The organism is Gemmatimonadaceae bacterium (genome assembly GCA_035606695.1).
Lineage (GTDB): Bacteria > Gemmatimonadota > Gemmatimonadetes > Gemmatimonadales > Gemmatimonadaceae > JAQBQB01.
This window is the reverse complement of record DATNEW010000009.1, coordinates 187,587-208,287: the sequence shown is the minus strand read 5'-3', so window position 1 is coordinate 208,287 and position 20,701 is coordinate 187,587. Positions and strand designations below refer to the sequence as shown.

The 20,701-nt window shown below is 64.6% G+C and carries 20 protein-coding genes; 15 read left to right on the top strand and 5 right to left on the bottom strand.

What is annotated here, in order from left to right; genetic code table 11:
• Window positions 1–330 precede the first annotated feature (330 nt).
• The 3 genes from VN706_03330 to VN706_03320 are packed head-to-tail and all read left to right on the top strand — an operon-like array spanning window position 331 to window position 4,018.
• Window positions 331–1,335, top strand: a complete 1,005-nt coding sequence (locus VN706_03330) for an ABC transporter ATP-binding protein (protein ID HXT14632.1) — start codon at window positions 331–333, stop codon at window positions 1,333–1,335.
• Entirely contained in the window at window positions 1,332–2,408 is a 1,077-nt protein-coding gene (locus VN706_03325) for a dipeptide ABC transporter ATP-binding protein (protein HXT14631.1), read from the top strand. The genes VN706_03330 and VN706_03325 overlap by 4 nt, the downstream gene beginning before the upstream one ends.
• A gap of 26 nt (window positions 2,409–2,434) precedes the next feature.
• Window positions 2,435–4,018 (top strand): peptide MFS transporter, encoded by a 1,584-nt coding sequence (locus tag VN706_03320; GenBank protein HXT14630.1) that lies wholly within the window; start codon window positions 2,435–2,437, stop codon window positions 4,016–4,018.
• A gap of 77 nt (window positions 4,019–4,095) precedes the next feature.
• Here VN706_03320 and VN706_03315 read toward each other — a convergent pair whose 3' ends face one another.
• Both VN706_03315 and VN706_03310 read right to left on the bottom strand, forming a co-directional pair.
• Window positions 4,096–5,784 (bottom strand): hypothetical protein, encoded by a 1,689-nt coding sequence (locus VN706_03315; GenBank protein ID HXT14629.1) that lies wholly within the window; start codon window positions 5,782–5,784, stop codon window positions 4,096–4,098.
• Between the two features lie 34 nt (window positions 5,785–5,818).
• The gene (locus VN706_03310; GenBank protein HXT14628.1) at window positions 5,819–6,370 is read right to left on the bottom strand and encodes a hypothetical protein; all 552 of its coding nucleotides are present in this window, start codon (window positions 6,368–6,370) and stop codon (window positions 5,819–5,821) included.
• A gap of 90 nt (window positions 6,371–6,460) precedes the next feature.
• Here VN706_03310 and VN706_03305 point away from each other — a divergent pair, with 90 nt between their 5' ends.
• Window positions 6,461–7,192, top strand: a complete 732-nt coding sequence (locus VN706_03305; protein HXT14627.1) for a gamma-glutamyl-gamma-aminobutyrate hydrolase family protein — start codon at window positions 6,461–6,463, stop codon at window positions 7,190–7,192.
• Window positions 7,193–7,216: 24 nt separating this feature from the next.
• Here the strand turns inward: VN706_03305 and VN706_03300 are convergent, their stop codons facing one another.
• Window positions 7,217–7,945 (bottom strand): hypothetical protein, encoded by a 729-nt coding sequence (locus tag VN706_03300; protein ID HXT14626.1) that lies wholly within the window; start codon window positions 7,943–7,945, stop codon window positions 7,217–7,219.
• 237 nt (window positions 7,946–8,182) lie between these two features.
• Between VN706_03300 and VN706_03295 the strand changes: the two genes are divergently transcribed.
• From VN706_03295 to VN706_03285, 3 genes are all read left to right on the top strand, one after another.
• Window positions 8,183–8,929 carry a glycosyltransferase family 2 protein gene (locus tag VN706_03295; protein HXT14625.1) on the top strand — a complete coding sequence of 249 codons (747 nt, stop codon included), beginning with the start codon at window positions 8,183–8,185 and terminating at the stop codon, window positions 8,927–8,929.
• A complete protein-coding gene (locus VN706_03290) occupies window positions 8,926–9,786 on the top strand; it encodes a DUF3108 domain-containing protein (protein HXT14624.1) in 861 nt (286 codons plus the stop codon). Before VN706_03295 ends, VN706_03290 begins: the two co-directional genes overlap by 4 nt.
• 131 nt (window positions 9,787–9,917) lie before the next feature.
• On the top strand, window positions 9,918–10,802 hold the full coding sequence (locus VN706_03285; GenBank protein ID HXT14623.1) for a hypothetical protein: 885 nt from the start codon (window positions 9,918–9,920) through the stop codon (window positions 10,800–10,802).
• 63 nt (window positions 10,803–10,865) lie between these two features.
• Here VN706_03285 and VN706_03280 read toward each other — a convergent pair whose 3' ends face one another.
• Window positions 10,866–11,090, bottom strand: coding sequence for a hypothetical protein (locus VN706_03280; protein HXT14622.1), 225 nt, complete (start codon window positions 11,088–11,090; stop codon window positions 10,866–10,868).
• 62 nt (window positions 11,091–11,152) lie between these two features.
• On the opposite strand from VN706_03280, the gene VN706_03275 reads away from it, so the two are divergent.
• The 5 genes from VN706_03275 (at window position 11,153) to VN706_03255 (ending at window position 16,859) form a co-directional block, all read left to right on the top strand.
• Complete coding sequence (locus VN706_03275; protein HXT14621.1) at window positions 11,153–12,142, top strand: FAD-dependent oxidoreductase; 990 nt, start codon at window positions 11,153–11,155, stop codon at window positions 12,140–12,142.
• 160 nt (window positions 12,143–12,302) lie between these two features.
• Window positions 12,303–13,211, top strand: coding sequence for a lipoyl synthase (gene lipA / locus VN706_03270; protein ID HXT14620.1), 909 nt, complete (start codon window positions 12,303–12,305; stop codon window positions 13,209–13,211).
• 105 nt (window positions 13,212–13,316) lie between these two features.
• Window positions 13,317–14,384: a pyruvate dehydrogenase (acetyl-transferring) E1 component subunit alpha gene (gene pdhA, locus VN706_03265; GenBank protein ID HXT14619.1), complete on the top strand. Its 1,068-nt coding sequence runs from the start codon at window positions 13,317–13,319 to the stop codon at window positions 14,382–14,384.
• 58 nt (window positions 14,385–14,442) lie between these two features.
• A complete protein-coding gene (locus tag VN706_03260) occupies window positions 14,443–15,423 on the top strand; it encodes a pyruvate dehydrogenase complex E1 component subunit beta (protein HXT14618.1) in 981 nt (326 codons plus the stop codon).
• Window positions 15,424–15,515: 92 nt separating this feature from the next.
• A complete protein-coding gene (locus VN706_03255) occupies window positions 15,516–16,859 on the top strand; it encodes a dihydrolipoamide acetyltransferase family protein (GenBank protein HXT14617.1) in 1,344 nt (447 codons plus the stop codon).
• A 123-nt stretch (window positions 16,860–16,982) separates the two neighbouring features.
• Here the strand turns inward: VN706_03255 and VN706_03250 are convergent, their stop codons facing one another.
• Complete coding sequence (locus VN706_03250; GenBank protein ID HXT14616.1) at window positions 16,983–17,777, bottom strand: carboxypeptidase regulatory-like domain-containing protein; 795 nt, start codon at window positions 17,775–17,777, stop codon at window positions 16,983–16,985.
• 219 nt (window positions 17,778–17,996) lie between these two features.
• On the opposite strand from VN706_03250, the gene lpdA reads away from it, so the two are divergent.
• The 3 genes from lpdA (at window position 17,997) to VN706_03235 (ending at window position 20,676) form a co-directional block, all read left to right on the top strand.
• Window positions 17,997–19,400 (top strand): dihydrolipoyl dehydrogenase, encoded by a 1,404-nt coding sequence (gene lpdA, locus VN706_03245; GenBank protein HXT14615.1) that lies wholly within the window; start codon window positions 17,997–17,999, stop codon window positions 19,398–19,400.
• A gap of 51 nt (window positions 19,401–19,451) precedes the next feature.
• Complete coding sequence (gene lipB / locus VN706_03240) at window positions 19,452–20,162, top strand: lipoyl(octanoyl) transferase LipB (protein HXT14614.1); 711 nt, start codon at window positions 19,452–19,454, stop codon at window positions 20,160–20,162.
• Window positions 20,163–20,262: 100 nt separating this feature from the next.
• The gene (locus tag VN706_03235) at window positions 20,263–20,676 is read left to right on the top strand and encodes a hypothetical protein (protein HXT14613.1); all 414 of its coding nucleotides are present in this window, start codon (window positions 20,263–20,265) and stop codon (window positions 20,674–20,676) included.
• Window positions 20,677–20,701 lie beyond the last annotated feature (25 nt).

Genomic DNA, 20,701 nt, shown 5'->3' with positions numbered 1-20,701 from the left:
TTCGCATTCTGTTCTTGTTGCGAGGCGATTGCGGATACTGCCGCACGAGGGCGACAGGCGCGGCTATCAATTCCGCGATGGAGGGTGTGAGCAATATTTGAAAACACTAACGCTCACGCAAGCACGGAGCAGCTAAATTCGGCTTGCGAGGGCAAACCGGAGCCGCGACGCCATTTCTGGGTGTCAACGCACCTCTGCAGCCCGGCCTCAGGTCCAGGTACGTGCTAGCACAACTGGTGCAACGTCCGCCCAAGGCCCCAGATTTAAACGTCGCCAACAAGCCTGAGCGTACAGTTGACACAGCCTCCGCCCACGACTGACCTCCTCCGAGTGGAAGATCTTCGGACCTACTTCTACACAGAGGCCGGAGTTGCACGGGCGGTGGACGGCGTTTCGTTTGAAATCGGTGCGGGCGAGAACGTCGCCCTGGTTGGCGAGTCTGGTTGCGGCAAAAGCGTGACGGCATTCTCTCTTGTCCGCTTAATACGGCCTCCTGGAAGGATCGAACGCGGCAGTCATATCTTCTTCAAAGGAAAGGACTTACTGGAACTTTCTGAAAAGGAGATGCGATCCTACAGGGGAAGCGAGCTGGGCTTTGTATTCCAGGAGCCGATGACCGCGCTCAATCCCGTGTTCAAGATCGGCGATCAGATCGCCGAAGTCGTGCGCGTGCACCACGGTGGCTCGAAGCAGGAGGCGCGCAATCGTGCGGTGAAGATGCTCGAGACCGTCGGTATCCCGTCGCCGGAGCAGCGCGCCGGCGAATATCCGCATCAGTTGTCGGGCGGCATGCGTCAGCGCGTCGTCATCGCCATGGCGCTCGTGATGAACCCGTCGCTCGTCATTGCCGACGAGCCGACGACCGCGCTCGACGTCACCATCCAGGCGCAGATCCTCGAGCTCCTGCGCGAGCTGCAGCAAAAGTTCGGCACCTCCATTCTGCTGATCACGCACGACCTTGGCGTCGTGGCCGAAACGGTGTCTCGCGTGATCGTCATGTACGGCGGCGAGATCGTCGAAGAGGCGCCGGTGCGCGAGCTGTTCGCCGCGGCGCATCATCCGTACACCGAGGGTCTCCTCAACGCGATGCCGCAGGTCGGACAGGAGCGCGAACGTCTCGCGACGATTCCGGGCTCCGTTCCGCCGCCGACCGCGTGGCCCAAGGGCTGTCGCTTTCACGACCGTTGCCCGTACGCGTGGAATCGGTGTCTCGAGGAGCATCCGCCGCTGTATCAGATCGGTGCCGGGCACGTGTCGCGCTGTCATCTGGCCGTCGAGCCCGAGCGCCGCGCCGACAAGCACGAGCCGCTCGTCGTGCAGCAGGCAACCGCATGACGGCGGACGCGACGACGCCGCTGCTCAGCGTGCGCGACCTCAAGAAGCATTTTCCTATTAAAAAAGGATTATTTGGGAAGTCTAATGGCGCCGTGCGCGCCGTGGACGGCGTCTCGTTCGACGTCAACGCCGCCGAAACGCTGGGCCTGGTCGGCGAGTCCGGCTGCGGCAAGTCGACGACGGGACGCATGATCCTGCGCCTCATCGAGCCGACGTCGGGCTCGGTGCAGTTCGACGGCGTCGAGCTGACGCAGCTCGGGGCCCGCGAGATGCGCAAGTTCCGGCGGCGCATCCAGGTCATCTTCCAGGATCCGTTCTCGTCGCTCAATCCGCGCATGACGGTCGGCGCGATCGTTCGCGAAGGCCTGACGATTCACAAGCTGGCGGAAGGCGCAGCCGCGGACGCGCGCGTCCGGCAATTGCTCGACGAAGTCGGGCTTCGCGCCGAATACGTCAATCGATATCCGCACGAATTCTCGGGCGGCCAGCGCCAGCGCATCGGGATCGCGCGCGCGCTGGCGGTGGAACCGAACTTCATCGTCTGCGACGAGCCGGTGTCGGCGCTCGACGTGTCGGTGCAGGCGCAGGTGATCAACCTGCTGCAGGATCTTCAGCGCGAGCGCGGGCTGGCGTACCTCTTCATCGCGCACGATCTGTCCGTCGTCGAGCACATCGCCGATCGCGTCGCGGTGATGTACCTGGGCAAGATCGTGGAGCTCGCGACGTCGGTGGATCTCTATCGCGAGCCGCTCATGCCGTACACGCAGGCACTGCTGTCCGCGGTACCGATTGCCGATCCCACGGTGAAGAAGTCGCGCGTCGTGTTGCATGGCGACGTGCCGTCACCGGCCAATCCGCCGTCGGGCTGCGTGTTTCATCCGCGTTGCCAACATCCCGCCAAGGACGAGGCGTGCGCGGCGATCGTTCCGCCCCTGGAAGAAAAAGCGCCGGGCCACTGGGTGGCATGCATCAAACAACCGCCCACGAGTGTAGAGTGGGGCGTGCAGAAGGCGGCGGGTGGAACGAATCCGCCGACGAGGTATTTGCCAGTCATCGCAACGCATTCCTCCTAACGCCCGAACCGAGCGACCAGCCCACCATGGCGACCCCGAAATCTGTTTTCGATCAGCCGAGTGCCGCTACCGTGACGCACGACGAGCCGCCGCCGAATCTCGATCCCGTGATCGCGGATCGAAGATTCTTCGGTCACCCGCGCGGGTTGTCGACGCTGTTCTTCACCGAGATGTGGGAGCGGTTCTCGTTCTACGGGATCCGCCCGCTGCTCGTGCTGTTCATGACTGCCGCGCTCACCGGCGGCGGCTTCGGCTTCGATCGCAGCACCGCGTCGTCGATCGTGGGCATCTACGCAGCGTGCGTGTACCTGGCGTCACTTCCCGGCGGCTGGATCGCCGACCGCTGGCTCGGACTTCAGCGCTCGATCTTCTGGGGCGGTGTTCTGATCGCGCTCGGCCATCTGTCGATCGGATTGTCCGCCGCATTCGCCCGGCCCGCATTCTTTCTCGGCCTCATTCTGATCGTGCTCGGCACGGGCTTGCTCAAGCCGAATGTGTCGGCAATTGTGGGCGATCTGTATCCCGAAGGCGGATCGCGGCGTGACGCGGCATTCTCGATCTTCTACATGGGCATCAACACCGGCGCGTTCATCGCGCCGCTGATCACCGGGTTTCTCGGCGAACAAGTGGGTTGGCATTGGGGCTTTGGCGCCGCCGGCGTCGGCATGCTGATCGGCGTGATCTGGTTCAAGATCCGCTCGGGGCCGACGCTGGGCAGCATCGGGCGCGAACCTTCGGTGCAGGATCCCGCGTCGCGCGCCCGAGTCCGGAACATCGTGGTCGTCGCGCTCGCGGCGTTCGCGGTTTTCGTTGCGGTCGCGATGGCCGGCATGATTCACATCAACGCCGTGTGGGTCGCGCAGCGAATGACCGTGGCGATCGTCACGCTCGCGGTCCTCTACTTCGCGTATTTGTTCATGTTCGGCGGCCTGCGCGGAGACGACAAGAAGCGCGTCGTCGTGATCCTCGTGCTGTTCATCTTCTCGGCGATTTTCTGGTCGGCGTTCGAGCAGGCACCGACGTCGCTCAATCTGTTCGCGCGCGACTACACCGACCGCGTCGTCTTCGGCTGGCAGATGCCGACGTCCTGGATGCAGGCCGCGAATTCGATTTTCGTGATCGCGCTCGCGCCCGTGTTCGCGTGGATCTGGGAAGCGATGGGCCGGCGCAATCTCAATCCGTCGAGTCCCGCCAAATTCGCCTTCGGTCTTCTGGCAACTGGTGTCGGCTTCCTCGTCATGCTCGCGGCGGCGCACCTCGTGATCAAAGGCGGCGGCAACGTGCGCGTGTCGCCGTGGTGGCTCGTCGGCAGCTATCTGTTTCAGACGATCGGCGAGCTCTCATTGAGCCCGGTCGGATTGAGCTCGATGACGAAGCTCGCGCCGGCGAAGTTCGCCGGTCAGATGATGGGCGTGTGGTTCATGGCGACGTCGCTCGGCGAGATCATCGCGGGCCTGGTCGGCGGCCACATCGATCCGGAAAAGCTGAACGAAATGCCCGCGCTGTTTCAGCAAACCGCGGTGTCGTTGATTGTCGCCGCCGTGATCTGCGCGCTGCTCGCCGTCCCCATTCGCCGCATGATGCGCGATGTGAAGGAAACCGCGCAGTAACGCGAGCGCACTTTGCTCTTACCATCCGCACGAAGCGCCGGCCTCACCATCGGCCGCGACGCGTTCCGCGCCGCCTTCTATGGCCACCGGAAAACACTCGACGGCACGGTACGCTCCCGCGTCGCCCCGATGTCCGACGGCTCCGCCAGAAAGAACGACGTCTTGTCCGTGTTCGACACCCGCAGCTCGAACCGGTGGCCGAAGGGCTCCGGATTCACCGCGTACGCGAGATCGATCCGCCACATGCGCGGCGAGCGCGGCGGCACGTTGCCGAGCAGGCTGACACCAACCGACGCGTGCACCGGCGTGTTGACGCCGAACGGAATGTCGCCCGCCCACAGGCGGCCAACGTCGCTGAACGCGCCAACGCCAAGGTCGCCAAGTCCGAATGGCCGGCCGATGAACGTGCGGTTCTCGAATCGCGCGACGAATCGCTGGCCGCCCGGCGTGTTCGACGATGCGTAACCGCGCAGCCCGCCGTCCGGATCGCTCAGCGTGAGGTTGAACGGAATGCGCTGCCGCCATCCGCCGCTGAACTCGAGCGACAGCGTCGTGGTGTTCGCCCGAAATTTCAGATATTCGATCGCGCGGCTGCTGGCGAGAATGCCGTCCCACGACTGCGCGTCGTTGCTGTGGCGCGCCTCCGCCTGCGCCTGAAAGCGCAATGCGTTGTTTCTTCCCACCGCGCCGATGTAGAGATCGCTCGCCATGAAGATGTCGTCATCGCGCGAGCCGAGCACCGAGAGGCTGCGCCCGAAAACGGAGCCGAGCTGAAAGCCGATCGGCAAATCCTGCGTGGCCGTGAGCGCGTCGAAGCCGATGACCGGCCTGAATCCGATGTCGCGTACGCCCCACAGCAGATTGACGCGCGCGATGCGATGATCGATGTAGCGATTGAGCAGGGACGTGTCCGGATCGGGCGCGAATCCCTGGTTGGTCACCAACACTTGCGTCGCGCCGGGCCGGTCGTCGTCGCCGGAGATCGATGCACCGAACAAGCTCAGTCGTCCCGGAGGCCCCAACCGCACGATGCCGCCGACGTCGAAGAAATTTCGGCTCAGGCGAATCGCGTGACTCGAGTTGATGTCGTTCGCGTACTGCACGTAGTCATCGTCGCCTCCGGCGCGCGCGCGCCAGGCGACGCGCTGAATGTCGGTGTAGAACGGATGCGACGCCTCACTCGTCCAGTTCGATCCGAGCGGCGTCACGTGCCCCTCGGTCGCGAAGATGTACGGGTGTCCGAATAACTGATTGTCGACGAGACGGCCGCCGTAGCCGTTTCGAAACGCCCCGCCGTCGCGCCAGTCGCCGGCGAGATAGATCCCTTCGCCACTCAGATTCGCTTCACCGACACGAATGAATCGCAGATGCGGATTGCCGGCGCTCGCGGCGCCGCCGAGCACCAGCGCGATTTCGTCGTTCGTGCGCACGTCGAGAATGACACCGCCGTCGGGCGCGCGCTCCGCCTGAACCGACGCTTCCGCGATGAACGGCTGCGCGCGAAGAATGCGCTCCGATTCGGCGCGGCGCAGCTCGTCGCACGCGTCGCCGGGGCGCAGCAGCAGGAATCGACGGATGACTTCGATGTGCGTCGTCGTGTGCAGCGCCGTCACGATCTTCTCGAGACCGGGCACTCGCCGGATCATGGCGGCGGTCGGCGCCGCCGTGTGAATCACGACGTCGTCGATGCGTTGTCCCGCGCACGCCACTCGGGTGGAATCCTGCGCGTGAAGCTCGCCCACACCGAGCAGCAGGGACAGGGACATGCACGCACCGCACGCCCAGTATGCGGTCCGAATGCTACTTCCCCATCCGCCGCTTCAGCTCTTCGAGCTTGCGGGCGGCTTCCGATTCCATGTCCGCGCGCGCGCGTGCCCGCCCCAGGGAATCGATTTCGTCGCGTAACGCGGCTGGATCGTCGCTCGGCTCTGCGTCCGGCGCTGGAGCCACCGAGCGCACGTCGGCACCCGACATCACCGCCTTGAGCTCGGCCGTCATCTGCGCGACGTCGCGTTCGGCGAGCGACACCTCCGCCTGCTGCGCCGACACTTTTTGACGAAGCACGTCGGCGCGCTCGGTGTGCATCTTCTCGTAGTTCGTCGCGATCTCGACCGTTTCGCGATCGTTGATGCCTTCCGCGAGCTGTTTGCGGCGGCGCACCGTCTCGAGCTCGCGCTCCTCGGCGGCAAGGCGTTGGCGCGTCTTCTCCAGGCCGTCGCGCATTTCGCCCAAGCCGACTCGAGCCTGCACGAGCGTGTCTTTCATGCGCGACGCGATCGCCCGGCGCTCCTCGGGCTTCGTCGCGCGGGCAAGCAAATCGTCGAACGATTGACGAAAACCGTCGAACACCATGACTCGCGGTGGCTGGGATGGCAGAGACGGTGTACGATACAGATCGCGGCGACGCTCACGCAACCACGACCCGAGGTTCTCTCCGCTCGCATGCCGTACGCCCCGTTCGTCATCGTCACCGCGACTACGGAGATCATCCGCGGCGTGCCGCGCGTGCGCGTCAACGAGGCATACACCAATGCGCTCGCGTCGTTCGGGCTCGTGCCGGTGGTGCTCCCGCCAATGAGCGCCGCCGTCGCGTCGGCCGCGCTCACCGACGTCGCCGGACTCGTGCTCACGGGCGGCGAGGACATCGATCCGAGGTACTTCGGTGAAACGCCGCATCCGAAGACTGGCGAGCCGCACCACGCCCGCGATTCGTACGAGCTCGCGCTCGCACGGCGAGCGTACGAACTGCGCGTGCCGACGCTCGCCATTTGCCGCGGCGTTCAGGTCATGAACGTCGCGCTCGGCGGCTCGCTCGTGCAGGACATTCCATCGCAGCGCGAGACGACGATCGATCACGATCCCGAAGGCAAGCGCGCCGAACGCGTGCACGGAGTCGAGATCGAGTCCGATTCGCGGCTCGCCGCGATCGTCGGCGCGACGACGATCGCCGTGAATTCATCGCATCATCAGGCGCTGGCACAGGTGGCGCCGCCGCTGCTCACGACGGCGCGTAGCACCGACGGCGTGATCGAAGCGGTCGAAGCCAACGATCCCGCGTGGTGGATGATCGGCGTGCAGTGGCATCCCGAAGAGTTGATGGCCACTCCCGAGGTTTGGGATCGCCGCCTCTTCGACGCGTTTGCAGAGGAAGTGCGCGAGACCAGCCGGGATTAGCGCTGGGCGATGGGCGACGGGCGCTTACGTCAACCGCCACCGCGACTCATCCCGCACCTGCCGCATCAACCGCTCCGGCGTGTTCACCGCGGGAAAAAAGAGCGCATCGCTCACGCCGTTCAACGCCTGACGCAGTAACCCGAATCGTTCCGCGGCGTTCGAATAGAGCGTGGTGAGACCGTGCTCCTCGGCGAGTTGATGATCCGCCGCGAGCTGAAAGCCGCGCCGTCCCATCTCCTCGTAATACTCGAGATCCGGTCCGCCGCGCCGCCACCGGCGGTGCTCGATGTAATCCGGAAAAATTCCGCTCAGCCACAACGCGTAGTTGCCGAGGTGTGTACGCACCAGAAAGCTGCGTCGCGCGTCGGGATCGTCGAGATCGGCGGCGAGCTGCGCCAGCGCGTGATAGACCTCGTCGTCGCTGTCGGCGACGCGATGCGCGCGATCGCGAAATCCGAAGTGGATCAGCACCGCGCTGACGTAGTCGGCGAGTCCGCGGTCGTCTTCGCCCATGCGTCGGAGCGTGTGGCGAATGAGCACGTACGCGAACAGCGGAAATGACGCGTGCGCGCCGCGCGGATCGCGCAGCATGGCGCCGGGAAGCCGAGGATCGTCGAGGATCGCGTTGATCCCTTCGTCGGCAAGGCGCGACTCGAGCTGCTCGAGTGGCTCACCACATTCCGCGGCGAGCAGCCGCGCCGCGAGTTGGGCGTCGTTGCGCGTCAAGCGATGACGTGTGTCGGCGAGAATCATCTCTCTCCTCCAGTCACAGGACCATACACCGCATAGGCAACTTCGATGCTGCTGAGGCGGCAAGGAGTCCGTTGAAAATCGGCAGCACACCGCCGCCGGGACTGCCAAACCGCATATCCTTCTAACCCTTAGTATCGGTCGCTGCACGAACGACAGTGGCCCTTTGGGGTAGCACCAGGGGCCGGGCCGGTGTGGGCCAGGGTGGTTCGGACCGTGGCATGTCCCTAGCTTTCAAGCGTGCTGTACATCTGTCTCCCCGCGTACAACGAAGCCGAAACGATCGGCGTCCTGCTCTGGCGCATCCGCAAGGTGTTCCAGGAGTATTCGCGCGAGTACGAGATCATCGTATTCAACGACGGCAGCACCGACGCGACCCTGGAGACGCTCGAGCCATACGGTGAAGTCCTTCCATTGACGATCGTCGGCGGCCCGGAGCACGTCGGGTACGCCCGCGCTCTCGATGGGCTGTGCCGCACCGTCTCGAGCCGCACTCGGTATCCGCGCCGCGACGCGATGATCACCATGCAGGCCGACTTCACGGATCAACCCCAGCACCTGCCGGAGCTGATCAAGCGGTTCGAGGGTGGCGCCGATCTCGTGGTCGCCGAGCGAACCGTTCCGGCCGCGACGCCGGCGCCCGTTCGGCGGTTGCATTGGATTTCGCGATGGGCCGCCCGGACCGCGGGCGTCGCCGGCGTCGCCGATCCGTTTGGCTCGCTCCGGCTCTATCGCATTTCGCTCATTCGCGATCTTGTAAAAGCCGCCGGCGACGCTCCGATCGTGCACGGGCAGGGCTGGGCGGCCAATCTCGATCTGCTTCGCCATGCCGCGCCGCTCGCGCGCCGCATGGAGACGGTCGCACTCGAACCGCGCTACGACGTGCGCGGACGGGAGACACGCATTCGTCCGTGGGCGGACGGTCTGGCGCTGTTCCGCGGGCGTCGCGTGCCCGCGGCCCCTGCTTCGCCGAGACCGGCGCAATGATCGCGCGCGTGCGCGCCGTGGCCGCCACCGCGCTGATCACCTTCGCGGCGGCGGCGCTGACGGTCGCGCGGGAGATGCCTGCGCAACAGCCTGCGCAACAGCCCACGCAGCAAGGCGCGCAGCAACCCGCGGCCCAGGACGGCGAGCGAATCCGCCCGCCGTTCGGCGTCGGCGAGCGCATGGAGTACGACGTCCGCTTCGGGCATCTCCACGTCGGCAATGGCGACATGGAAGTCCTGCCGATGGACACGGTGCGCGGCCAGGAGACGTGGCACACCCTGTTTCATCTCAGTGGCGGCTATCTCTTCTACAAGGTGAATGACCGCTACGAGGATTGGTTCGCGGTGAATTCGCTCGCGTCGCTGCGCTACCACCAGGACATCGACGAGGGCAGCTACGAGCCGAAGCGCCACTACGAGATCTTTCCCGACCGGCTCGAGTTCATCGAATACAACAAAGAGGGCGTCGCGAAGCCGCCGCGTGCGAGCGTAGCGCATCCGCTCGACGAAGGCTCGTTCCTCTACTATCTGCGCACCGTGCCGCTGCGGATCGGCATGGACACGACGTTCAACGACTACTTCATGGCGGAGCGCAATCCAGTGCGCTTCCGCGTTCTTCGCCGTGATACGATCGAAGTACCCGCCGGCCGTTTCGCGGCGATCGTCGTCCAGCCCATCTTCGAGTCGAAGCTGTTCTCCGAGGGCGGCCAGGCGCAGGTCTGGCTTTCCGACGACGAGAACCGCATCATGCTGCAGATGAAATCGAAAGTCAGCTTCGGTTCGCTGAATCTCTATCTCAAGAACTACCGGCCCTCACCCTCGTCGAGCGGACGGCTCAACCGAGTGGAAAAACGCTGAGCGATTCGCGAAATCGCGAACCGGCGCGTGAACCGGCGCGTGAGCCCGCGCGCGAACCGGCGCGTGAGCCCGCGCGCGAAGCGGACCTCTCCGCCATTCGCACCATTCCCGTCGCGCGGCGCCCCAACAAAGTGAGCGCCGCGGAATTCGCGCATCCTCCGCGCGATGACCACTCCTTTCACGCCTTCCTCGACGCGCTGCCCGACGTCCTCGTCGCGCGCGACTTTCGCGCCGTCGTGAACGCCGTCGTCGCCGCCGCGACGCGCGAGAAAGGCGTCGTCGCGATGCTCGGCGGACACGTGGTGAAGACGGGGCTCGCGCCGCTGCTCGTCGATCTCATGCGCCGCCGCGTGATCACGCACGTCGCGATGAACGGCTCCGCCGCCATTCACGATTACGAAATCGCGCGCTTCGGCGCGACCTCCGAAGACGTCGCGGCCGGTTTGCGCGACGGCACGTTCGGCATGGCCGACGAAACCGGCCGAGAGATGAACGATGCCTTCGTCGCCGGCATGGAGGCCGAGCGCGGCATGGGCGAGTCGCTCGGGCTCGCGCTCGACGCGCGAACCGATCTCGCGAACCCCGAGCTGTCGGTGCTTCTCTCCGCGTATCGGCTTGGCGTTCCCGCGACGGTGCACGCCGCGCTGGGCGCGGAGATCATCCATCAGCATCCGGCGGCGAACGGTGCGGCGATCGGCGACACGAGTCACCGCGATTTTCGCCGTCTCGCTGCGTCGCTCATGGACGTCGACGACGGCGGTGTAGTGCTGAATCTCGGCAGCGCCGTGATCATGCCCGAGGTGTTTCTCAAGGCGCTGACGATCGCGCGCAACTTGAACGAAGGGCGTCCGCAGAACTTCGTGTCGGTCGATCTCGATATGCAGCGGCACTATCGGCCGCGCGTGAACGTGGTGCAACGGCCGACGCTACAGAGCGGAAAAGGCTACGAGATCACGGGCCATCACGAGATCATGGTGCCGCTGCTGGTGTGGGCGGTGATAGACAAACTGTCATGATCGCAAAAAGGGCGGACGCCGTTTAGGCGTCCGCCCTTTTTGTATCGCCAAGTTGCCTATCTATTACGCCGCCGGCCCCGACCACCGCTCGCGCAGCCGGCGCGCCGTATCGGGACTCACCACGCGAATGATGAAGTAGAGCACGAGGCCCACCAGCGCGATCTTGAGCGCCAGCATCAACAGCACCATGAACAGCCCAAAGACGACGCCGAAAATTCCAAAAATGAACTTCAGCGCGATGAGACCGAGCACCGCAAACAGCCCGATCGAAAAGATTGTGCGCAACATGCTCGTGTCTCCAAAAGTCGAAGGTCGTGCTTTCCGACGATCCCTACGGTTTCGCTGACGCCATGGTTTCACCCACGGCGCGTCCTGTTTCAGACGTCCTTGTAATCGGCGACGGACTGATCGGTCTGTCAACTGCGCTCGCGCTGGGACGAGCCGGCGTACGCACGGTGGTCATAGGCAAACGCCGCACCGGTGCGGCCTCATCCGCGGCCGCGGGTCTCCTCGTTCCGAGCATCGGCACGCTGCCGAGCGCGGTGCAGTCGTTCTTCGCGGCAAGCCTGGCGGCGTATCCGGCGTTCCTTGCGAGTCTCGCCGACGTCGACCCGGCGTTGCGTCTGATCGAAGGCATATTCGAGCGAAGCGAGGACGGCGGCGATCGTATGCATCCACACGACGCCGCCGTCGACAACGTGCGCCTGCTCGCGGCGGTCGCGGCGGCGGTGGGTGCGACGCCGATAATCGCACGCGTCGAGGATGCCGTATCGTCGGTGGATATCGGCACCGGGTCCGCTCGCGTCATCACCGCCTCTGGCGCACGATACTCCGCCGCTCGCGTCATCCTTGCGGCAGGCGCCTGGGCGCCTCAGCTGGCGGGCCTGCCGCGCCCGCTGCCCGTGCGCCCGCTCAAGGGACAAATGCTCGCGCTTGGCGCTTGCCCGTTGACTCACTCGATCATGGGTGACGACGCGTACCTGGTCCCTCGCGGCAACGAAACGCTCGTCGGCGCAACGGTGGAGGAGGCAGGCTTCGACACGACCATCGATCCGCGGGCGATCGACGCCCTCCACCGCGCCGCTGTCGCCCTCGTACCGGCACTACGCGATGCACAGGTTACGCGCACGTGGTCCGGCATCCGTCCCGCTACCCCCGACATGCTCCCGGTGCTCGGTCCCGAGCCGCTCGCGCCAACGCTGATCTACGCGTGCGGACACTCGAAGAACGGCATCCTGCTCGCTCCGGCAACAGCGTCCGCCCTGGCCGATGTCGTGCAGCAGAGACCTTCGGCGCACGATCTGACGCCGTTCCGCGCCGACCGCTGGGAGCCAATTTAGTAGCAGAAATACACTAACTATTTACCATAATTTTAGACGGTTATCCGATGCTACCCTGCCCTGTCCGGCACAGGTAGATTACGCCGTCTCAACAGCTTCCGCGCTCCGGTCGCCGCAGGTTTGGGTTCCGGCGCGCCGGCACTCTCTCGTTTTGAGCTCAATGGGCGAGACCCTTTATCAGATATCTGGCCGTCACCGCGTCGAGCCCCTGCCCGAACGCAAGCCGTCGTGGCTCAAGGTGCGCGCCCCGGGCGGTTCCAACTACCTCCAGATCAAGCAGCTCATGCGCGAGCTCGAGCTGCACACGGTCTGCGAGGAGGCGCACTGCCCGAACGTCGGCGAATGCTGGGAGCACGGCACCGCGACGTTCATGATTCTGGGCGACGTGTGCACGCGCAATTGTGCGTACTGCGCCGTCGCGCACGGCCGGCCGCCGAAGTACGACGTCGCGGAACCGTCGCGCGTCGCCGACGCGATCGGCACGATGAACCTGCGCCACGCGGTCATCACCTCGGTCGATCGCGATGATCTGCCGGACTACGGCGCGTACATCTTCGCCGAGACGATCCGTCAGATCAAACAGCGGTTGCCCGATTGCTCCGTGGAAGTGCTCGTGCCCGATTTTCAGGGCAGCGAGGACTCGATCCGGACGGTCCTCGAGGCCGCGCCGGACATTTACAATCACAACACGGAAACGGTGCCGCGCCTCTACAAGCGCTGCCGTCCCGGCGGCCGCTACGAGCGCGTGATGCAGATCTTTCGCACCGCCAAGCGCGTCGCGCCCGACATTCCGACGAAGAGCGGCATCATTCTCGGAATGGGCGAGACGCTCGAGGAAGTGGAGGCAGTGATGCGCGATCTGCGCGACGTCGACGTGGACATTCTCACGCTCGGCCAGTATTTGCGACCGTCCGATTCTCACATCAAGCTCGATCGATATGTCACGCCGGATGAGTTCCGCGCGCTGAAGGAGTACGGCATGGCGATCGGCTACAAGCACGTGGAATCCGGCCCGCTCGTTCGCTCCAGCTATCACGCGTGGGAGCAGGTGCAGGCGGCAGGAGTTTGAGGGGCGTATAGGCGCGTGGGCGTATGGGCGTATGACCTGCCCGACGCCGTCCCGCCCATACGCCCATACGCCCATACGCCCATACGCCCATACGCCCATACGCCCATGCGCCGATACGCCCATACGCCCATTCTCATGGCTACCAAAAAGAAATCAGACAATTCTAAAAATTCGAACGCCGAACAAAATCTGACCCTGCTGCGGTCCATGCTGTTGCAGCGCCGCTTCGAGGAGCGGTGTGCCGAGGCGTACGCGCTCGGGAAGATTGGCGGCTTCTGCCACCTGTACATCGGCCAGGAAGCGGTGAGCACGGGGGCCGAGGCGGTGCTCAGGCCCGACGACTACATCATCACGACGTATCGCGATCACGGGCAGGCGCTTGCGCGCGGCATGAACCCGCGCGCCGTGATGTCGGAGTTGTTCGGACGCATCGACGGCTGCGCGCGCGGCAAGGGCGGCTCGATGCACATGTTCGACAAGAGTCTCAACTTTCTCGGCGGACACGGCATCGTCGGCGCGCACGTACCGCTCGCGACTGGCGTCGGCTTCGCGATCAAGTATCGCGGCGGCGACCAGGTGTGCGTGTGTTTCATGGGTGAGTCGGTGGTCAACACCGGCGCGTTTCATGAAGCGCTGAACATGGCGGGCCTGTGGAAGCTGCCGGTCGTGTACGTGATCGAGAACAATCGGTACGGCATGGGCACGGCGCTCGAGCGCGCGTCGGCGATTCACGACATCTACGAGCGCGGCGCCGCGTACAACATGCCGCGCGCGCAGTGCGACGGGCAGGATGTGTTCGCGGTGCGCGACGCGATGAAGGAAGCGGTCGATCGCGCGCGGACGGAGTCGCTGCCCACGCTGCTCGAGGTGCGCACCTATCGCTTCATGGGCCACTCGATGTCGGACGCCGTGAGCGGCACGTATCGCTCGAAGGCGGAGCTCGACGAGTACATGAAGCGGGATCCGATCGCGCTCCTGCGCGCGCACATGCACGAGAACAACGAGCTGACGGATGAGCAGCTTCACAAGCTCGACGACGAGATGAAGGCCGTGGTGCAGGACGCCTGGGACTTCGCCGATCAGAGCCCCGAACCGCCGCTCGAGGCGTTGTTCGAGGACGTGCTCGTGGATACCACCAGTGACGCGACAGCGGAAGCCGTCGCCGCGGATTAGAAACCCGGAACTCCGACAGTAGGCGCGAAGCGCCGAAGGGAGGAGCAATCAACGGAAAATGCCAGTAATCACTTACAGAGATGCTCTGAACCAGGCGCTGCGCGAAGAGATGCAGCGCGACGACCGCGTGTTCCTGATGGGCGAGGAAGTCGCCGTCTACCAGGGCGCATACAAGGTCTCGAAAGGCTTGCTTCAGGAGTTCGGCGAGATGCGCGTCGTCGACACGCCGATCACCGAGCTGGGATTCGCCGGCGTCGGCGTCGGCGCGGCGATGGTCGGCTTGCGGCCCGTCATCGAGTTCATGACGTGGAATTTCGGCGTGCTCGCGCTCGACCAGGTGCTCAACTCCGCGGCCAAGCTGCTGTACATGTCGGGCGGCCAGTACAACATCCCCATGGTGTTTCGCGGACCGAATGGCGCCGCGCTGCAGCTGTCGGCGCAGCACTCGCAGGCGTTCGAGTCGTGGCTGTCGTACATCCCCGGCCTCAAGGTGTTGACACCGGGCACTCCGTACGATGCGAAAGGCCTGCTCAAGAGCGCCATTCGCGACGACAATCCGGTCTGCTTCCTCGAAGGGGAGATGCTGTACAACACCAAGGGCGAGGTGCCCGAGGAGGAATATCTCATTCCGATCGGCAAGGCGGACTTGAAGCGCGAAGGCGACGCCTGCTCGATCATCACGAACGGCAAGATGGTGCTCGTCGCGATGCAGGTGGCCGATCAGCTCGCGAAGGACGGCATCCACGTCGACGTGGTCGACCTGCGCACCGTGCGCCCGATGGACGTCGACGCCATCCGCACCTCGGTCGAGAAGACGAACCGCGCGGTGGTTCTCGAAGAAGGCTGGGAGTTGTGCGGCATCGGCTCGCAGGTAGTCGATTACATCCAGCGCGAATGCTTCGACATGCTCGACGCGCCGGTCATTCGCGTGCATCAGGCCGACGTTCCCATGCCGTACGCCAAGAATCTCGAGCGCGCGGCCAAGCCTGACGCCGCGAAAACGATCGCCGCCGTGCGCAAGGTTATGTACCTCGATTAGGCGTCGAGGCGTCGAGGCGTCGGGGCGTATGACGATCCTTACGCCGCGACGCCCCGACGCCTCGACGCCCCGACGCCCATTCTAGAATACTTATGGCTACCAAGATCTTTATGGAGGCGCTCTCGCCCACGATGGAAGAAGGGCGCCTCGTCAAATGGCTCAAGAACGAAGGGGACACCGTGAAGAGCGGCGAGCCCCTGGCCGAGGTCGAGACCGACAAGGCGATCATGGAGCTCGTGGCGCGCGGTGACGGCGTGCTGCGCAAGCGCCTCGTCGGCGAGGGAGATTCGCGGCCGGTCGGCACGCTCGTCGGCGTGATCGCCGCGGCGGACGAAAACATCGATGCGCTCGTCGCGAGCGCCGGCAGCGCCGGCGCGGCGGCGGGCGACGGTGCGGCGAAGCCGGCCGAGCAGGTCGTGGCAAAGACGCAGGAGAGCGCGGGTGCGTCGTCGGTGCCGCAGACCGCGTCGCAATCGCAGGGCGAAGCATCAGCTCCGCCGCAGCAGAAAGCCGCGGCTGGCGCGGCCCCACCGCAGCCGCAGGCCGGCGCGCAGCAGACCGCTTCGGCAGGAAATGGCGGCCAGGTTCGCTCGTCCCCGCTCGCGCGCCGTCTCGCTTCCGAGCGCGGCCTCGATCTCTCGAGCATGCAGGGGTCAGGTCCCGGTGGCCGCATCGTCAAGCGCGACGTCGAGTCGGCGCAGGCCACGCCGTCGTTCGCCCATCGCCCATCGCCCGTCGCCCATCGCGCCGCCGGCGACTTCGAAGACATCGCGCTCACGCAGATCCGAAAGACCATCGCGAAGCGTCTGTCCGAGTCCATCGGCCCGATCCCGACGTTCTATCTCACCGCGGAATTCGATCTCACGCGCGTCACCGAGATGCGCGCCGCGATGGCCGAGATGGGCGATCAATTCAAGGTGTCGGTGAACGATGTCTTGATGAAGGCGGTGGCGACCGCGCTCGCGCAGCATCCCGAAGTGAACGCGCATTGGCTCGGCGACAAGATTCGCCAGCACAACCGCGTGCATCTCGGCATGGCGGTGGCGACGAACGACGGACTGATCGTGCCCGTGATTTTCGACGCCGATCGGAAGCGCATGAGCGAGATCTCGGCAGAGGCGAAGGAGCTCGCGAAGAAGGCGCGCGAACGGAAGCTCAAGCCCGAGGAGTACACGGGATCGACGTTCTCGATTTCGAATCTCGGCATGTTCGGGATCGATCAGTTCACGGCGATCATCAACCCGCCGGAGGTCGCGATCCTGGCGATCGGATCAGCGACCGACGTCATGGTGCCGACCGACGACGGATTCACGGTCGAGAAGCGCGTGCGTGTGACGATGAGCTGCGATCACCGCGCCGTGGACGGCGCGGTCGGCGCCGTGTTCCTGCAGACGCTCCGGCGGTTGATTGAGAATCCGTTGATGCTTGTTTATTAGGCGTATGGGCGTGTGGGCGTATGGGCGTATGGGCGTATGGGCGTATGGAAAACGGAAGGGCGACGGAGAATTCCGTCGCCCTCGTTGTTTCGCCCATGCGCCCATGCGCCCATACGCCCGCTCTTAGTCCGGCGGCTTGCGCGGATCACGCGTCCACACGACGATCGCAGCGCAAATACCCTTGCCGTTCTTGTCCAGCTCGGGCGGAATTTCCGAGATACCGGAGTAGACCTCGACCGCCTCGATGTCTTCGGCGATGAAGTCGTCCATCGTGCCGCTGTACGGCATGTTGTGGATGAAGAGCTGCGGAATGCAGTTCCTCGCGCCCGCGCCGCGCGTCATGATCACCTGACTCAGTCCGTTTCGCAGCGGCTGAATCCGGACGCCCGCGACCATGCGAATGACGTCGACGCCCGTGCGCGCGCCGTGTTTCAGGATCTCGTCGCGCGTGATGAAGGTGCCGCGTCCCGCGTTCGACCGGCGGCGTTCGAATTGATCGAGCCAGTGCGTTTTGTCGGTCGTGTCGGAGACCGCGACCGTGGGGAGCGCCTGCGCCGTCGCGGTGAGATTGAAGCGCGCGCGTTGAATGCGGCCGGGTTTGAGCACGGCGGTGAACGTCGCTGCCTCGAAGCCGATTCGGCGAACCGCGAAGGTGACCGTTCCGGGCACGAGCCCGTTGATGCGGAAATCGCCGCTGTCGCCGGTGATGGCGTGCACGCGGTCTGATTTGAGCAGCGTGATCTCGGCGCCGGGCAGTCCGACGCCGGTACTGTCGGTGACCTTGCCGATCAGCGTCGTGGGACGAATCGACGCCGCCGAATCTAGGCGCGCCGAGTCGGGCTTTTGCGCGTGCAGCATGGGGGCGGCCAGCAGAAACGCCGCGGCGTACCCGGCACGGACGACTCGTGGAATCGTCATGGCCCTGCCTCGAGGTTGGGTGGGGGTGCACCAAGATACAGGCGGGGACGCGCTGGAGTAGCGCCCCCTTTCCAAACCCCGGTATCTTTGGGCGTCGTCACGTCTTAGTCACACTCGTTCAAATCGCTTTCGGTCACTTGGCACTTTCTATGACTTTTTTGGTCGTTTCTCGACACGGCGCCCTGCTCCGTTCGCCCCTCCGCTCGGAATTCCGCATCCATGGCCTCCTTTGACGTCATTTTCCTCGGCGGCGGCCCCGCCGGATATGTGGGCGCCATTCGGTGCGCTCAACTCGGGCTTTCGACGGCGGTCGTCGAGCGCGAGGGGCTTGGGGGCACCTGCGTTCTGTGGGGATGCATTCCGGCCAAGGCGCTCCTGGAAGCGGCATCGATCGCCAATCGGTTGAAGCATGCCGCAGAATTCGGTGTCACGCCGGGCGACGTCAAGTTGGACTATGGGGTCGCCATGAAGCGTTCGCGCGGCGTCAGCACGCAGAATTCGAAAGGGGTGGAGTTCCTGTTCAAGAAGAACAAGATCACCTACATCAAGGGCACCGGCCGACTCACGGCCAAGAACGGCGTCACCGTCAAAACCGCGGACGGCAAGGAAGAAAAACACGACGCGAAGAAAGCCGTGGTCGTGTCGACCGGTTCCCGCGTGCGCGGGCTGCCGCAGGCGGGACTCGAGTTGAACAAGACAACGATCATCTCGTCCGACGAAGCGCTGATCCTCGAGAAGGCACCAACGTCGATCATCATCGTTGGCGCGGGCGCCGTCGGTTGCGAGTTCGCCGACGTGTTCAACGCGTTCGGTTCGCAGGTCACGTTGATCGACGTGATGCCGAACATCCTGCCGCTCGAGGATCTGGATGCTTCGAAGGAAGTGGAGCGCGCGTTCAAGAAGCGCGGCATCGCCACGCTGACGAGCGCCAAGATCTCGAACGTGAAGGCCGCGAAGGACGGCGTCTCGATGACGGTCGAAGCCGGCGGCGAGAAAAAGGAGTACAAGGCGGACATCGTGCTGGTCGCCGCGGGACGTGCGCCGAACACCGAGGACCTGGGCCTCAAGGAAGCGGGGGTGCAACTCACCGACCGCGGCTTCATCAAGATCAACGAACGCATGGAGACGATGGCAAAGGGCATCTATGCGATCGGCGACGTCGCGGGACCGCCGATGCTTGCCCACAAGGGCGAACGCGAGGGCATTGTGCTCGCGGAGCTGCTCGCCGGCAAGCATACGCACGGCATGGATTACAACAACATCCCCAACGCGACCTATTGCCATCCCGAAGTGGCGTCGATCGGCATGACCGAGCAGCAGTGCAAGGACAAGAAGCTCGATTATAAAGTTGGAAAGTTCCCCTTCTCCGCTAACGGCAGAGCGCGCACGTCGGGCGAGACGGAAGGCTTCGTGAAGATCATTCGCGACGCGAAGTACGGCGAGATTCTCGGCGCGCACATCGTGGGCGCGCACGCCACCGAGCTGATTCACGAATTGGTCGTGGCGCGCACGAATGAGTTCACCGTCGAGGAAGTCGATCTCGCCATCCACGCGCACCCGACGCTCTCGGAAGCGATCGCCGAAGCGGCGCTCGATTCGCTGGGCAAGATGATTCATGCCTAGCGGTGGGCGATGCGCGGTGGGCGGTGGACGGCGGGCGGTGCGTAAACTGCGATGAATGAGCTTTGGATCGAACGTCTAGGGATGATGCCGTACGCCCGCGCCCTCGAGTATCAGCGCGAGGTGGCGCGGGCGCGCATCTCGGGAGCGATTCCCGAGGACGTCCTGCTGCTCGTCGAGCACCCTCCCGTCGTGACCCTCGGCCGCTCGGCGAAGGACCAGCATCTGCTCGCGAGTCCGGCGTTGCTCGCGAGACGCGGTATCGAGCTGTTCGAGGTCGAACGCGGCGGCGACGTCACATTTCATGGGCCGGGACAGCTCGTGGGTTACCCGATCATCGATCTCAAACGCCACAAGAAGGACCTGCATTGGTATTTGCGGCAAGTCGAAGAGGCGCTGATCGTCGCGCTCGCGGAGCTCGGCATCGAGGCGGGGAGAAACGCGGGGCTTACGGGCGTGTGGACTGGGGGTGCGGCGCGAAAGATCGCATCGATCGGCGTGCACGCGCGTGATTGGGTCACGTGGCATGGGTTCGCGCTCAACGTCGCGACCGATCTGAGCTATTTCGGTCTCATGGTTCCGTGCGGTATTGAGGCGGTGACAATGACGTCCGTGGCCGCTGAGCTCGCACCGTGCGCGGTGGAGATGCCCGACGTCGAGGCGGCGGTCATTCGCGCCTTCGGAAGGGTATTCCAGTTGACGCCACACGCCGTTGCGTTGCGTGACAAGGCAGAGAGCTTCGACGTGGTATCCAAGCCGGCCTAGCGGGCATATAGGTCGAAACTTGCTAACTTTCTCCGATCCGAGGCGGCCTCCGGCCGCCTCTTTCCCGCGCGAGTCAAAGACCAGTCAATTGGAGATAGGAATGGACCACGTTTCTGTCAGACGAAGGGGATGGATGTTCGCGGCGCTGTCGGCCGTATCGGTGCTCGCTGCGTGTGAGGACAAGCGGGTGAAGGCCGTGGATACGGGCATCAGCCGCGATTCCGCGGTGTCGATCCTGGCGCACGACATGAAGCCCGATGCCCCGCCGGATTCATTGCCGAACGTATACTCGCGCGCGCAGTACCTGATCAGCGGTAAGACGTACGAGGTGTTGTACTTCGACCCGAGCAACAAGAAGGCACCGCCGGTGAATGCGGTTCGTGGCAAAACGGATACGATTCCGCTGCGGAAGCTGACGCCGATCGTGCTCTTGAACAACAAGGTGGTCGGCAAGGGCTGGGACTACTGGGATAGCCTGGCGACGGCGAACAAGATCGCATTGCCGCCGAAGTAATGTGGTCTTGATGTCGTAGGACGTT